The organism is Pseudarthrobacter sp., from assembly GCF_036675385.1.
Classification (GTDB): domain Bacteria; phylum Actinomycetota; class Actinomycetes; order Actinomycetales; family Micrococcaceae; genus Arthrobacter.
In genome coordinates this window covers 1-14,413 of sequence record NZ_JAKFFD010000029.1, presented here as the reverse complement: position 1 = coordinate 14,413, position 14,413 = coordinate 1, and the positions used below count along the sequence as shown (strand labels likewise).

15 protein-coding genes are annotated in these 14,413 nt (G+C 66.6%); 8 read left to right on the top strand and 7 right to left on the bottom strand.

Annotated elements, in window-relative coordinates; genetic code table 11:
* The 3 genes from V6M49_RS02665 to V6M49_RS02655 all read right to left on the bottom strand — a co-directional run.
* The coding region (locus tag V6M49_RS02665) for an amino acid permease (protein WP_332759908.1) at nucleotides 1-471 on the bottom strand (471 nt) is incomplete at its 3' end.
* Between the two features lie 84 nt (nucleotides 472-555).
* Nucleotides 556-1,488: a glutaminase gene (locus tag V6M49_RS02660; RefSeq protein ID WP_332759907.1), complete on the bottom strand. Its 933-nt coding sequence runs from the start codon at nucleotides 1,486-1,488 to the stop codon at nucleotides 556-558.
* Nucleotides 1,485-3,083 carry a PucR family transcriptional regulator gene (locus V6M49_RS02655; protein ID WP_332759906.1) on the bottom strand — a complete coding sequence of 533 codons (1,599 nt, stop codon included), beginning with the start codon at nucleotides 3,081-3,083 and terminating at the stop codon, nucleotides 1,485-1,487. The genes V6M49_RS02660 and V6M49_RS02655 overlap by 4 nt, the downstream gene beginning before the upstream one ends.
* Before the next feature lie 345 nt (nucleotides 3,084-3,428).
* On the opposite strand from V6M49_RS02655, the gene V6M49_RS02650 reads away from it, so the two are divergent.
* Nucleotides 3,429-4,427 (top strand): aldo/keto reductase, encoded by a 999-nt coding sequence (locus V6M49_RS02650; protein ID WP_332759905.1) that lies wholly within the window; start codon nucleotides 3,429-3,431, stop codon nucleotides 4,425-4,427.
* A 189-nt stretch (nucleotides 4,428-4,616) separates the two neighbouring features.
* Here the strand turns inward: V6M49_RS02650 and V6M49_RS02645 are convergent, their stop codons facing one another.
* Nucleotides 4,617-5,369: a hypothetical protein gene (locus tag V6M49_RS02645; RefSeq protein WP_332759904.1), complete on the bottom strand. Its 753-nt coding sequence runs from the start codon at nucleotides 5,367-5,369 to the stop codon at nucleotides 4,617-4,619.
* Between the two features lie 130 nt (nucleotides 5,370-5,499).
* On the bottom strand, nucleotides 5,500-6,351 hold the full coding sequence (locus V6M49_RS02640; protein ID WP_332759903.1) for a LysR family transcriptional regulator: 852 nt from the start codon (nucleotides 6,349-6,351) through the stop codon (nucleotides 5,500-5,502).
* Between the two features lie 85 nt (nucleotides 6,352-6,436).
* Here V6M49_RS02640 and V6M49_RS02635 point away from each other — a divergent pair, with 85 nt between their 5' ends.
* A complete protein-coding gene (locus V6M49_RS02635) occupies nucleotides 6,437-7,390 on the top strand; it encodes an EamA family transporter (protein ID WP_332759901.1) in 954 nt (317 codons plus the stop codon).
* Here the strand turns inward: V6M49_RS02635 and V6M49_RS02630 are convergent.
* Entirely contained in the window at nucleotides 7,299-8,645 is a 1,347-nt protein-coding gene (locus V6M49_RS02630; protein WP_332759900.1) for a formimidoylglutamate deiminase, read from the bottom strand. The two genes, V6M49_RS02635 and V6M49_RS02630, sit on opposite strands and share 92 nt — an antisense overlap.
* Nucleotides 8,642-9,841 carry an allantoate amidohydrolase gene (locus V6M49_RS02625; protein WP_332759898.1) on the bottom strand — a complete coding sequence of 400 codons (1,200 nt, stop codon included), beginning with the start codon at nucleotides 9,839-9,841 and terminating at the stop codon, nucleotides 8,642-8,644. The genes V6M49_RS02630 and V6M49_RS02625 overlap by 4 nt, the downstream gene beginning before the upstream one ends.
* A gap of 258 nt (nucleotides 9,842-10,099) precedes the next feature.
* Here V6M49_RS02625 and V6M49_RS02620 point away from each other — a divergent pair, with 258 nt between their 5' ends.
* From V6M49_RS02620 to V6M49_RS02595, 6 genes are all read left to right on the top strand, one after another.
* Nucleotides 10,100-10,786, top strand: a complete 687-nt coding sequence (locus V6M49_RS02620; RefSeq protein ID WP_246848633.1) for an IclR family transcriptional regulator — start codon at nucleotides 10,100-10,102, stop codon at nucleotides 10,784-10,786.
* Nucleotides 10,783-11,889, top strand: coding sequence for an ABC transporter ATP-binding protein (locus tag V6M49_RS02615; protein ID WP_141141847.1), 1,107 nt, complete (start codon nucleotides 10,783-10,785; stop codon nucleotides 11,887-11,889). Before V6M49_RS02620 ends, V6M49_RS02615 begins: the two co-directional genes overlap by 4 nt.
* Nucleotides 11,886-12,536 (top strand): ABC transporter permease, encoded by a 651-nt coding sequence (locus tag V6M49_RS02610; protein ID WP_141141848.1) that lies wholly within the window; start codon nucleotides 11,886-11,888, stop codon nucleotides 12,534-12,536. The genes V6M49_RS02615 and V6M49_RS02610 overlap by 4 nt, the downstream gene beginning before the upstream one ends.
* The gene (locus tag V6M49_RS02605) at nucleotides 12,533-13,249 is read left to right on the top strand and encodes an ABC transporter permease (RefSeq protein ID WP_210412350.1); all 717 of its coding nucleotides are present in this window, start codon (nucleotides 12,533-12,535) and stop codon (nucleotides 13,247-13,249) included. The genes V6M49_RS02610 and V6M49_RS02605 overlap by 4 nt, the downstream gene beginning before the upstream one ends.
* Nucleotides 13,250-13,351: 102 nt before the next feature.
* Nucleotides 13,352-14,257: an ABC transporter substrate-binding protein gene (locus V6M49_RS02600; RefSeq protein ID WP_141141849.1), complete on the top strand. Its 906-nt coding sequence runs from the start codon at nucleotides 13,352-13,354 to the stop codon at nucleotides 14,255-14,257.
* A 27-nt stretch (nucleotides 14,258-14,284) separates the two neighbouring features.
* Nucleotides 14,285-14,413 (top strand): hypothetical protein (locus tag V6M49_RS02595; protein ID WP_332759909.1); only part of this gene is annotated, 129 nt, incomplete at its 3' end.

Here is a 14,413-nt window from a genome sequence, read left to right as displayed (position 1 = left end):
GGCCCACTGCGGGACCTCGGCCATCCAGGGGATGTAGTTGCCGAAGAAGTTCATGTACAGGGCGGCGGCGGTGATGTCCACGATGGTGGTGGTGGCCCAGTTGATCCAGTAGAACCAGCCGGACACAAACGCGGCCTTCTCGCCGAAGAATTCGCGGGCGTAGGAGACGAACGAGCCCGACGAGGGGCGGTGCAGGACCAGTTCGCCCAGGGCCCGCAGGATCAGGAACGCGAAGAAACCGCAGACCGCGTAGGCGATGACCAGCGACGGGCCGGCGGCGTTCAGCCTGCCGCCGGCGCCGAGGAACAGGCCGGTGCCGATGGCGCCGCCGATGGCGATCATCTGGATCTGCCGCGGTTTGAGGTTCTTGTGGTAGCCCTTGTCCTCCGCGTGCAGGGCACTCTCAGAGGCGTGCGCGTGGCCGCCGTCGGCTTGGTTTACGACAACCGCGTCATTGGGGTTGATGGGCATGGTTGATCCTTTCGATACGGAGAAGATCCTGCTTGGGTGGGGAAGAAGGGGTGGGGAAGAAGGTGTGGGGATGTGCAGCCGGGGCTAGAAGACGGACCAGCCGGTGCGGTCGGAAAGGTCGGCGAGGGCGGCAGTGCCGGCCAGCGAGTTTCCTTTGGCATCCAGCCGCGGACTCCAGACGCAGATGGCACATTCGCCTGGCACGATGACGAGGATCCCGCCGCCCACACCGCTTTTTCCGGGGAGGCCCACGCGGTAGGCGAATTCGCCCGCGGCGTCGTACATGCCGCACGTCAGCATGATGGAGCCGATGCGTTTCGCATCGCTGGGGGACACGACGGTTCCGCGCGCTCCCTGGCCGTCCCGGGCGAGGAAGAGTCCGGCTTTGGCGAGTTCCACGCAGCTCATCATGATGGAGCATTGGCGGACGTAGTTTTCCACCACGGATTCCGCGGTCCGGTTCAGGTTGCCGAAATCCTTCAGGAAGTGCGCCAGCGCCAGGTTGCGGCTGCTGCCGGCGAGCTCGCCGGCTGCGGCGGCCTCATCGATGAAGGGCCCGGTGCTGGCCGCCTGGGCGGTGAGGAACCGCAACACCTGGGTGGCGGCGTCGGACGTTTCTTCCATCAGGTGGTCCGTGACCACCAGGGCGCCGGAATTGATGAAGGGGTTCCGCGGGATGCCGTGCTCCAGTTCCAGCTGGACGAGGGAGTTGAACGAGGTGCCGGAGGGCTCGCGCAGCACGCGGGACCACAGTGTTCCTGAGCTGTCGCCCCGGAGCGCCATGGCCAGGGTGAACACCTTGGAGATGCTCTGGATGGAGAACGGAACGTCCGCATCGCCGGAACTGAACACCTCGCCGGAAGCGGTCGCAACGGCGATCCCGAACCTGTTGAAGGGGACGGCTGCAAGAAGGGGGATGTTGGCCGGGACGGACCCGGATACCCGGTGTGGCCTGTGGCTGCGGACGATGTCGTCCAGCATCGGGCCCAATGGCGGTGCCTTGAGTGCTGTGGTCATTTCCTGCCCAGTTGTTCTTTATGTGTGCCGGCCCATTCCTGGATATGGAGCAGTGCCACCAGCGAGTCCCGGGGGTCGCCGAAGTTCAGGCCGGTCGCCCGGGATGCCTTGCTGATCCGGTAGTAGACGGTGTTCTTGTGCAGCCCCATCCTGCTGGCGCACTCCGCGACATCGAGTGATGCTTCGAAGTACGCGTGCAGGGTTTCCGCGAGTTCGGCGTCCTGCCGCAGCAGAGTGGAAAGGCCGCGGTGCCGGAAGGCGGAGGACGTGAAGTTCTGGACTGCCTCGCGGAAGAGGACCTCTGCCTCGAAGTCGTCCACGGTGGCCACGGCCGTATCCGGGGACGTGCCAACGCAACTCAGCAGGGCTTCGGTAATGCGGGTTATGGAGTGGATGGACAGCAGGTCCGGGACCACCGGACCGACGGCTGCGAACGGGCTGATGCCGAGGTGCTTGCCCGCATCCCGGACGATGGATTCGGCCAGGCTCCGCAGCCCGGGCTCGGCGGCGGTTGACTGCAGGCCAGGGACAATCACGGCGGTGTCGCCCTTGAACTGGCCCACGACGGCGGACGCCTTGTAGGCGGCCGCGTGGATGGACGCCAGATTGGCCAGTTCGCCGTGTTTCAGTGCTGCGTCGTCGGCCTGGGCATCGGCAGCGGACATTCCTATCAGGATCAACGCGGCCGGGCGCTCAACGGGGATGTTCTCACTGTGTGCACTGGCCGCGGCTTCTGCCGGTCCTGACAGAATCCGCGCAATGCGGTCTTCGCGCATGTGGACGGACTGCTGGTTGCGGAAACGGATCAGCTCGGCGGAGGCCCGTGCAGCAGATCCGGTGAGCACGTGTTCAACGTCCGCGCCGAAGCCCGCCCCGGTTTCCTGGAGCCAGATGTAGCCCATGATCCGGTCCCCGGCGAAGAGTGTGACGGCTACGCGTTCCCGCAGCCCGTCCTGGGGCCGGGCCGGTACCCGCACGGGCAGCCGGGTCCTGTGCAGTTCACGGTAGGCGCCCAGGTCCTTCAGCAGCAGCTCGTACTTGCGCGGACCGCGCCGGGCGAGGATGGAGGCCTTGCGCAGCTCGTCGATGTCGTTCGAAACAGTGGAGTATGCCAGCACCTTGTTCGCGGCGTCTTCGATGACCACGTGGCTGGAGGTGAGCCTCGCGGTGGTCTGGGCGATGGCAAACAGATCCTCTTCCAGCAGCGTCAGCACTTCGCTCTGGTAGCTGCGCGGCTGGATGCGGTCCTTGGCGATGGACAGCAGCCGGTCCCAGTCGGCCCCCGGATCCACCAGCAGCAGGCCCGTGCCGGCATCGCGGAGCAGCTCTTCAGCTTCGGCGAGCTCTTCACGCCTTCCCTTGACGGCCACCACCGGCGGAGGATTCTTCAGGAGCCGCCGCAGAGCGGGCAAAGCCGAGCGTCCGCGGACGCCGATCAGCAGGACAAAGGCTGCGCCGCCGTCGGACGTTTCATCATCCGCGTCCACGATCAGGAACCGTTCGATCGCAGAGCCGGCCGGGGCAGGCCGGAGGATGAGGCTGGCGAAACCCAGAGGGAGATCCGAGAGGATATCGTCCACCGTAACCGCTGCCATGGGCTTCCTTCTGCGTCGATCTGGCCGGACAGCTCTGTCCGGTCACCTCATGCTATCCACGCAGGTGCCCCCAAAATATGTAACTGAACCCAAATGCAGTGGCAGCTTTTCGGTTACGTGACCAAGTCTGCGGGATGTATAGCCCTGTATGGCCGTCAAGAGCCGAAGCGGCTGGCAGCGCAGGGGTCCACAGCAGCTTTCCCTGGCGCCGGCCAGCCCTGAGGGGTGTACTGACAGACCCTGCCGCGCATCGCCAGTCGGGGTTAGCGTTTCTGGGACAGCGCGGTTCAGCCTTCTCCAGGAAATGCGTGCCGCACTCCCTTCTACGACACAGGAGCATGACATATGGACAAGCGCACCCTCGGCACCAGCGGCCTTGAGGTCTCCGCCATCGGACTCGGCTGCATGAGCATGAGCGGCGGCTACAGCGACCGGCCCGATCGGCAGGAAATGATCGCGCTGATCCGCGCGGCGGTGGACCGCGGCGTCACCTTCTTTGATACGGCCGAGATCTACGGACCCTACGCCAACGAGGAACTCGTCGGCGAGGCCCTCGCCCCGCACCGGGACGAGGTGGTGATTGCCACCAAGTTCGGCTGGGACATCGACCCTACGCAACGCAAGGCGAGCGGGCAGGTCACCAGCCGTCCCGACGTCATCAAGCACGTGGTGGACGGGTCGCTCCAGCGGCTCGGCGTTGACGCCATCGACCTGTATTACCAGCACCGGGTGGACCCCGATGTCCCTATCGAGGACGTGGCGGGCGCCGTCAAAGAACTGATCGACGCCGGCAAGGTCAAGCATTTCGGCATGTCCGAGGCCGCCGCCGGCACCATCCGCCGGGCCCACGCGGTCCAGCCCGTGACCGCCGTCCAGAGCGAATACTCACTGTGGTGGCGGCGCCCCGAAGAGGACGTCCTGGCCACCTGCGAGGAACTGGGCATCGGATTTGTGCCCTTCAGCCCGCTGGGCAAGGGCTTCCTCACCGGGACCATCGACACTTCGACCACCTTCGAGGCCGGCAACGACATCCGCGCCACCATCCCCCGTTTCACCCCCGAGGCCAGGGAGAACAACCGTGCCGTGGTGGACCTGCTGGCCGGGATCGCGGAGCGCAAGGGCGCCACTCCGGCCCAGATTGCGTTGGCCTGGCTGCTGGCGCAGAAACCGTGGATCGTCCCGATCCCCGGCACCCGGAAGCTGCACCGGCTGGACGAGAACCTCGGCGCCGCCAGCGTAACCCTGTCCGCGGGCGAACTCACTGAGATCGAAGACGCCGCCGCCAAAATCCAGGTTCAGGGTGGCCGTTACAACGAAGCCGGGGAACGCATGACCAACCTCTGACGCGGCAGCTCCAGCTGCAGGCCCCCTGGTTGGAAGCCCCCACGCGAGCTGGACTCGAGCGCGGGGGCTTCCGGGCTTCGGTGGGGGGACCGAAACCGAGATCAATCTACCGAATCCGTGCGGGCGCAAAGGTCGAAAATGGCCTGCCCGCACAAATCTTGTGTGAACCTTGAGCCAGCCGCCTGCCCGCTAACCAGCGGGCCGCAACGAGGTGATCATCCGCTTGATGTCCCGGTACTCCGCGGTCTCCGCGTACTTCTTGGCCTGCTCCAGATACGGCAGGGACTCGGCCCCCGGCGTCGCGTTGTTCGCGGGGTTGTAGAAAGCCCCGAACATGGCGGCGGTGGGCGGCCAGGTGAAGAAGTGGAAGATGGCGCACGCCGAGTCGCCGTCCGGTGCTGGGACCGACGTGATGCCGTAGGCCGCGGCTGGAGTGTCGGCCGGACCCGGCGCCGCATCATTGCCGCGGGTCTCGAAAACGAACCAGGGGGCCACGCCGCCCTGCGTCAGGGACGGCATCTCCTGCGTCTCAAGCACCTCGTACGGGAACCGGTCCAGGCACGTGGACCCGGTGGCCATGTTGGTCCGGAGCGTCGCCAGCGGCTTGCCGGCCTGGTTGGTCACCTCGGCGAACGCACCGCCGCCCTCCGGCAGTTCGCCGGCCGGGTCCCGGACGCTCCACGCGGCCGGGTGTTCGAACGTCAGTTGGCCGTCCGCCGTGGTGTAAACGGTCCAGGCGGCCGACGCCGGTGCGGTGCCGGTGGCACTCGGCGAGACTGCCGCCGTCGGAACGGCAGTTGTGGTTCCGGTGGCCGGCACGGTGCCGGTGGCACCCGGCGAGACAGTCGCCGTCGGCCCCGCCTGCGGGCCGCACCCCGCCAGCAGCAGCGCCATCAGAATGGCCATGGGGAAAACCGCGCCTGACGCGGCCGGACTGCGCATCACACCCTCCTTTGGGGCCTGGCTTTTGGTCCTTAAATTGTGAGGCCCGCGAGCGCAGCGGGATCCGGCGGCGGCCCGATTGCCGCCGAACCGTTGCGGGGATAACAAACGGGCCCCGAAAACGCGCGGCTCAGGAATAGAGAGCCGCGAGCAGTTCGACGACGCCCTGCGTCCCCGCAGGCGGGTCGGTCTTGGACCAGGCGACGTAAACGGGAACCGGGGCGGCATCACGCACGTGCCGGTACACAACACCCTTGCGCCGGTACTGGTGCGCCGTTGATTCCGCAGTGATGCCCCGCGCCTTGCCGCTGCCGATCACGGTCAGCCAATCGTCGACGTCGTCCGTGGCGATGGTGCGCTGCGGCTGCTGGCCTTCCGGCCACAGGTCCAGGCGCGTGCTTCCGGTGCGCCGGTCCAGGGCAATCGGTTTGGACGCGGCTTCTGCAAGGGTGATGCTTCGCTTGTCGGCAAGGGCGTCATCCGCTGCCATGGCGCAGAAACGGCTCTCCAGCCCGATGAGGACAAGGCTGATGGCCGCCGTGTCGGGGACCCGCCGCAGGATGGCGAAGTCGCTGGTTCCTTCCGCCAGTCCCGCCGTCGGGGTGTTGGTCCGGATGAGGCGCAGCTCGGTGTTGGGAAACGCGTCAGCCCACCTGCGCTGGAACTCCGTGGTGTGCCGGCCCAGGGCGGACCAGGCGTAGCCGATCCGGACGGTGCCGCCGCCGTCGGCCGCCTCCTGCTGGATGGCCTCCAGGATCGAGAGAACACGGCGGGCATGCCGGACGGTCCGGTCTCCGGCGGCGGTAAACTCAATGCTCCTGGTGGTGCGGCGCATGAGGCGAACCCCCAATGCGCGCTCCAATGCCGCGATGTTGCGCGACACCGCCGCCTGCGACATGCCCAGCTCAATGGCGGCGTCAGTGAACGTGCCCGCTTCCGCCACCCCAACCAGGCAACGCAGGTGCCGCAGCTCCATCTCCATCAGCTCATTCTATTCATACGCTGCGCGCATAAGAGAGCCCGTCTATGCATTTTGGAGGAACCCGCTGCGGCCCCACACTCCAAGGATGGACAACACATTAACTGCCGGCCGAGGCCGGGCTGGCGCCATCCTCGTGGCGAGCGCGCTCTCAAACCAGCTGGGTGCGGCCAGCGGTTCACTGGCCTTCCCCGCGATCGGCCCGGTGGGCGTAGTCGCAGCGCGGCAGCTCATTGCCGCGGCGGTGCTGCTGCCCCTTGTCCGGCCACGCATCTTCTCCTTCACCCGCCACCAGTGGTGGCCCATTCTTCTGCTGGCGCTGGTGTTCGGGACGATGAACCTCTCCCTGTACGCGGCCGTGGAGCGCATCGGGCTGGGCCTCGCGGTCACACTCGAATTCCTGGGTCCCCTGGCCCTTGCCCTGATCGGTTCACGGACCAAGGCGAGCGCCGCCTGTGCCCTTCTTGCCGCGGCCGGGGTTGTGGCCATCACCCAGCCGGAGGCGTCCACGGACTACGTGGGCATCGGCCTCGGACTGGTCGCCGCGTGCAGCTGGGCCGCCTACATTCTCCTGAACAGGACCGTGGGCAAGCGGATCCCTGGCATCCAGGGGACGGCGGCCGCAACCGGAGTGTCGGCCGCACTCTTCCTCCCCGTGGGGCTGGTGACGTTCCTCAACCACCGGCCCGACGCGTTCACCGTCCTCTGCGCAGCAGGCGCCGGCGTACTGGCGTCCGTGGTCCCGTACGTCGCGGACGTGATCACCCTGCGCCGCATCCCCACCAGCCTGTTCGGGGTCCTGATGAGCATCAACCCCGTCTTCGCGGCATTGGTCGGGGCGCTGGCCCTGGGTGAAGCGCTGGGTATTGTGCAGTGGGCCGGCATTTTCCTGATCGCGGCGGCAAACGCGGCCCTGACCGCCGGGGCCGGGCGGCGCCCACCAGTCTCGGTCAGGAGAAGTTCTTCAGGGCCGCCGCCAGCAGGCTCCCCGCCGCTCCCAGGCGGTGATGCACGCCGTCGGACGCCACCAATTCCCCGTTGATGACCACCGACGTGACGTCGGCGGCCGTGGCGCTCAACGCGAGCTGCTGCGGCTTCGATCCCGCGGTCCGTGCCGAGCCGGCGGCCACAGCCACCAGATCGCAGACAGCACCAACCCGCAAGGCCTCCGGTGCCACCGGCGTGGCCATGGAGCGGGCTGCCCCCTCCGTGGCGGCGTGGAGCAGCTCCTCCGGCGAGAACCGGCCGCGCTCCCCGGAGCCGAGTCGTTCCCCGTACTCCAGGGCCCGCATCTCGATCCAGGGGTCGATCACGGCATGCTGGTCAGTCCCCAGCGCAATGGAGGCGCCGGCGTCGGACAGCTCCCGGGCGGGCCCAATGCCGTCGGCCAGGTCCGCCTCGGTGGTGGGACAAATGACCGCTGTTGCCCCGGCGTTTCCGAGCAAGTCGATGTCTTCAGCCGTCAAGTGGGTGCAGTGGACTGCAGACAGGCGCGGGCTCAGCAGGCCGTGCCGGGCCAGGAGTCCTGTAGGCGTGAGCCCGTGCGCTGCCAGGCACGCCGCGTTCTCGGCGGGCTGCTCGCTCAGGTGGATGTGTAGCGGCAGGTCGTGCGGCAGCTGTTCGGCCACCACGGCCAGGTCCGCCTCCGGTACCCCGCGGACGGAGTGCAGCGCCGCCCCCACACCGACCATGCCCGGCGGGAAGGTCCCTGCGATGTGGGTCCGAAGGGAAGCCAGCCGGTCCAGCCACGCATGCACGTCAGCGTCACCGAACCTGGCCTGCTCAGGGCTCAGCGGCATGCCAATGCCGCCGGCCAGGTACAGGGTATCCAGGAGCGTCAGCCGGATCCCGGCGGCAGCAGCAGCCCTGGCCAGGGCAAGCTCCATGGCATGCGGTTCCGCGTACGGCTTGCCGCCGGACTGGTGGTGAACGTAATGGAACTCGGCCACGCTGCTGAAGCCGGCCACCACCATCTCCGTGAAGACCGCCGTCGCGAGCTGCTCGTAGGCTTCGGGCGTTAGCTCCGCTGCGCTGCGGTACATGTGCTCCCGCCAGACCCAGAAGTCGCCGCGGTTGTGGTGCGTGCGGCCGCGCAGGATCCGGTGGAACGCGTGCGAGTGGGCGTTGGCCGCCGCGGGGAAAACTACGCCGGGAAGGAGATGCGCGCCGGGCGAGGCGTCTACGGACGGGGTGATGCGGGTGATCCGACCGGCCTCGGCCTCGATCTCCACCCGTTCGGCGACTGTGGGACCTGTAGCGCCGTCGACCATTGCCTGCTCGCACCAGTACCGCTTCACAGCAGGCCTGCCAGGACGTCCGCGAGGGCGGCAGCGCCCACGCCGGCGTCCTCGTCCGTGACGTGCTCCTCCGGGGAATGCGAAATTCCGCTGGGGTTCCGGACGAAAAGCATGGCGGACGGCACAAACCCGGCCAGCACACCGGCATCATGACCTGCCCCGGTGGCCAGCAGGGGCGCGTCCGGCAGCATCCCGCTGATGCTTCGGGTCAGGCCCGGATCAAAATGCACCGTCCCGCTGTAGGACTCCTCGGTCAGGGTCACGGTGCAGCCTTCCTCCGCTGACACCCGCTGGGCCCTCCCATGGATGGCTTCGATCAGCCGGGCCGTGACGGCATCGTCCGGGTGGCGCGCATCCAGCCACATGTCCACCCGGGAGGCGATGACGTTGGTGCCGCCCGGCACCGGGATCAGGCGCCCCACGGTGGCGCGCGCATCGGGTTGGCGGGCGGCGGCCTGCCGGATGGCCACGATGATCTGGGCGGCCGCCACCATCGGATCCGCCCGGTCTGCCATCAGGGTGGTCCCGGCGTGGTTGCCCTGGCCGCTGATGCTCAGCTTCCAGCGGCCGTGGCCCAGGATGGAACTGCCGACGGCAATGGCCGGGCCGTCCGCGCCGAGGCCCTTGCCCTGCTCCACATGCAGTTCAACGAAGTCACCGATCCGTGCCAGCGCGTGCGGATCCGGCCCGATGTGGCGCGGGTCCAGGCCATTGGCCCGGGCGACGTCGGCGAACGTGTTGCCGTCGCCGTCGCGCAAGTTCCGCGCCTTGTCCACGTCGATGGCTCCGGTCAGGAGGCGGGATCCGAGGCAGGCAACTCCAAAGCGGGAACCCTCCTCTTCCGGGAAGGCGGTAATGGCCAGGGAGCGGCGCGGCTGGACGCCCCGGGCCTTGAGGAGATCGACGGCGGCCAGCGCGGACGCGACCCCCAGGGGACCGTCGAAGGCGCCGCCGCCGGGGACGGAGTCAAGGTGGCTGCCGGTCACCAGGGCACCATCCTGGGGCTTGCCCCACCACGCCCAGATGATGCCGTTCCGGTCGGTCTCGACGTCCAGGCCACGCTGCGTTGCCTGCCCGATGAACCAGGACCTCAGGTCGAGTTCTGCCGTCGAGTAGACGGCCCGGGAATAGCCTCCGCGGACCGCATCGCGGCCCACGTCCTTGATGGAATCGAGGAGTTGGTTGACGGTTTCCACATGAACCTCCGATTGGTACGAACTGCCACCAAGTAAAAGCCACTTTCCACTCCATGGCAAGGCCTGGGGACAAGTGCCCGTGACAGTTAACGAGCCTGCAACGCGCCGGAAACAGGACTGTTGCACTGGCAACGATCAACCCGGATTTTGTGAAGAACGAGTGAAATGTAGGCGCCACCTATTGTCATCGAGTGAAAGTTGGTTTTTACTTAGTGGCAAGACATTAGTGATTCACACCACTCGAAAGCGGGTCAACCAGTGGCTGCAGATTCTTCAACCCGGACGGTGGAACGGGCCCTGGCGCTGCTGAGTGCCGTCTGCACAGACGGTGCCATCAGCCTCAGCGACGCGGCCCGGCTGGTTGATCTGTCCGCCAGCACGGCCCTGCGTCTGCTCCGGACGCTGGAGGCCAGCGGGTTCGTATCACGGGATCCGGGCGGGAACTTCAGGCCCGGCGCCAGCGTCATCCAGCTGGGGGCACTGGCCCTGGGCCACGAATCCCTGGTCTCCCTCTGCACCCCGGCCATGAAGGAACTCGTCGCAAAAACCGGTGAGTCCTGCTACCTCAGCATTCCCGGCACTGGCGACACCGGAATCTACATAGCAATCGTTGAAGGAACCCACTCGATCCGGCATGCCAGCTGGGTCGGCAGAAGCATCCCGCTGGAGGGATCGGCCGCAGGCAAAGTCCTCACCGGCGGCGAGTCCGAACGCGGCTTCGCGGTCATGCGCAGCGGCGTTGAAGATGACGTGACGGCGGTTGCCGCCCCCGTCATCATGGGCGGCCGGACCGTGGCCGCCCTGAGCATCGTGGCACCCAGCTACAGGCTGAACGAGCTGAAGGCAACGAAGATCGGCGAGGACCTGGCGAGGGTGGCCAAAACCATTCTCACCACGCCCTCCGAAAACCATGAAAAGCCCCTGGAAAGCATGGATACAAAATGATCAGGTTTGAAAGTGTTACCAAGACCTACCCGGACGGGACAGTGGCCGTGGATGGGCTGGACCTCGAAGCCCCCACCGGCAAGCTGACCATCCTTGTGGGCCCGTCAGGCTGCGGCAAGACCACCTCGCTCCGGATGATCAACCGCCTCATCGAGCCCACCGCCGGAACCATTTACCTTGATGACCAGCCCACCTCCGGGATGGACGCAGCATTGCTCCGCCGCAGGATCGGCTACGTGATCCAGCACGCCGGGCTCTTCCCGCACCGCACTATTGTGGACAACGTGGCCACCATGCCGCTACTCCTGGGCGAGAGCCGGCAGAAAGCCCGCATGAAGGCCCTTGAGCTCATGGAGCGCGTTGGCCTTCCGGCGAACTTCGCCAAGCGCTACCCCTGGCAGCTCTCGGGCGGCCAGCAGCAGCGTGTTGGCGTGGCCCGCGCCTTGGCATCGGACCCCGCATTCATGCTCATGGACGAACCCTTCAGCGCCGTGGACCCCGTGGTCCGCGCGCAGCTCCAGGACGAATTCCTCCGCCTGCAGCGTGAAATCGGCAAGACCATCATCATGGTTACCCACGACATCGACGAAGCCCTCAAGCTGGGGGACCAGGTGGCCGTGATGCGCGTCGGCGGGAAGCTCGCCCAGATGGCCACGCCGTCGGAGCTGCTTACCTCCCCGGCCGACGAGTTTGTGGCCGACTTCGTGGGACGCGACCGGGGCTACCGTTCCCTCGGCTTCACCAGCGCGGCCGGAACCGTGACGGTGAGCGAAGAGGCTGTGGTCCAGCTCGGAGACTCCGCCGCGGAGGCACACGCCAAGGCCACCGGCGCGTGGGTCTTGGTGGTCGACGGCGGACGGAAGCCACTTGGCTGGGCACAGACCGAGCTGATCGTCGGCGAGCTCAAGCGGGAGCATCTGAACCTCAGCGGCACGTCTGCGACATCGGCCGGCACTATGCGCCAGTTGCTGGACGCAGCACTGTCCTCCCCCAGCCGGCGCGGCGTCGTCGTCAATGACACCGGTGAGCTCATCGGCACGGTCACTGCGTCCGACATCGTCAAGGCCATCGAAGCCGAACCGCACCTGGAGACGGCCCGATGAACGTTGAATGGCTGGGCCGCCAGTTCGACAATATTGTGTTCCTGCTCGGCTGGCATGTCCTGCTAGCCGTCACCCCACTGATCCTCGGCCTGCTGATTGCCCTGCCCTTGGGCTGGTGGGCACACCGCAGCCGCCGGATCTACCCCCTCTTGGTGGGCATCGCGGGCCTGCTGTACACCGTGCCCTCGCTGGCATTGTTCGTGCTGCTGCCGCTGGTGCTGGGCACCAAGATCCTGGACCCCCTCAACATCGTGGCCGCGCTGACCATCTACACTGTGGCGCTGCTGGTCCGCGTGGTTGCCGATGCCCTGGATTCCGTTCCTGAGGACACCGCCCAGGCGGCGAAGGCCATGGGCTACCGCGGCTACCAGAGCCTCCTCAAAGTTGAACTTCCCGTCGGCGTTCCGGTGATCTGCGCCGGTCTCCGCGTCGCAGCGGTCTCCAACGTCAGCCTGGTGTCAGTGGCCGCGCTGCTGGGTATCCCCCAGCTCGGTTCGCTCTTCACCCAAGGCTTCCAACTGCGGTTCTTCACCCCGATCATCGCCGGCATCATCCTCTGCGTGGTCCTGGCCATGATCCTTGACGGCCTGATCATCCTCCTCAACCGGTGGCTGACACCGTGGACCCCCAAGGTGGTGGCATCATGAACTACTTGTTCGACCCCAGTCACTGGACCGGTGCCGACGGCATCCCGAACCTGATCGGCGAGCACCTCGTCTACTCGCTCATCGCCCTCGCCATCGCGGCCGTCATCGCAGTTCCGCTCGGCGTCTACATCGGTGTCACCGGCAAGGGCGTCTTCATGATCGCCGGACTGGCCAATGCCCTCCGCGCCCTACCCAGCGTGGGACTGCTGATCCTGCTCGTGCTGCTGATCTCACCGGCCTTCCCGTCCAAGATGGGCTACATCCTGCCGAGCCTCATCGTCCTGGTGCTGCTCGCGGTGCCGCCCATCCTGACCAACACCTATGCCGGCATCCGCGCAGTGGATGCGGCCGCCGTCGACGCTGCCAAGGGCATGGGCTTCCGCACCATGAAGATCCTCACGGATGTTCAGCTCCCCTGCTCGCTCCCGCTGGTACTGTCCGGCGTCCGGAGCGCATTGCTGCAGATCATCTCGACGGCGACCATCGCGGCCTACATTTCGCTCGGTGGACTCGGCCGCCTGCTGATCGACGGCAAGGCCCAGAACGACTACAACCAGATGGTCGCCGGCGCCGTGCTGGTGGCCCTCATGGCCCTGGTCTTTGACCAGGTGCTCGCCTTCATCACGCGCCGGATCGTCTCACCAGGACTGACCCGGCGCACCGTCAAATCGGCCGCCGCGGCCGACACCGTGCAAATCCCCGCCACGGTCTGAACCACCACCCCACGCAACATCCCCAACCGCCATCCGGCAACACGACCCACCCCAGCCTGGCCACTGCATTCCTTGAGCCAGCCTCCCCCAGAGAGCATTGACATGAAAAAGTACCTGACCGGCATCACCCTCGCGGCTGCTGCCGCCCTTGCCCTGACCGCCTGCGGCGGGGATCCCATGAGCAACTCCAACACCCAGGCAGGCTCAAGCGACAGCATCATTGTGGGCTCCGCGGACTTCCCGGAAAGCCAGCTCATCGCCAAGATCTACGCCGAGGCGCTCAAGTCCAAGGGCGTCCAGGTGACCGAAAAGCCCAGTATCGGCAGCCGCGAAGTCACCATCCCGGCCCTCAAGGACGGATCCATCGACCTCATGCCCGAATACGGCGGAGCCCTCCTGCAGTACCTCGATTCCGCGACCAAGGCAGTGTCCTCCGAAGAGGTCGCCAAGGAACTGGCCACCAAGGTCCCCTCCGGGCTGACCATGCTGGCGGCGTCCGAAGCCGAAGACAAGGACGTCCTGTCGGTCAAGAAGGAAACGGCCGACAAGTACAACCTGAAGTCCATCAGCGATCTGCAGCCCGTGGCCAAAGAGCTCGTCCTGGGCGGCCCGCCGGAGTGGAAAACCCGCCTGAACGGTGTGGCCGGCCTCAAGTCGGTCTACAACCTGGAGTTCAAGGAGTTCTCAGCGCTCGACGCCGGCGGTCCCCTGACGCTGAACGCGCTTCTTTCCGGCCAGGTACAGGTAGCCGACCTCTTCAGCACCGATCCCGCACTGGCCGCCAACAACCTGGTTGCCCTCGAGGACGACAAGAACCTCTTCCTGTCAGAGAACATCGTCCCGGTCATCAACGAAAAGAAGTCCACGGCCACCGTCAAGGAGGTCCTGGACAAGGTCTCGGCCGCGCTCACCACGGAAGACCTCATCGAGATGAATGGCCGCGTGGCGAAGTTCGAGGACATCGGCGAGATCGCCAAGGACTGGCTCAAGTCCAAGAACCTGGCCTAGGCCGCGCAGGATATTAGGAGAAATACATTGAAGGCCGATTTCACTACCGGTGCCCGCCCGGTCAAAGCTGCCCGCGGCACCGAGCTCACCGCCAAGAGCTGGCAGACAGAAGCCCCGCTGCGGATGCTGATGAACAACCTGGACCCCGAGGTCGCG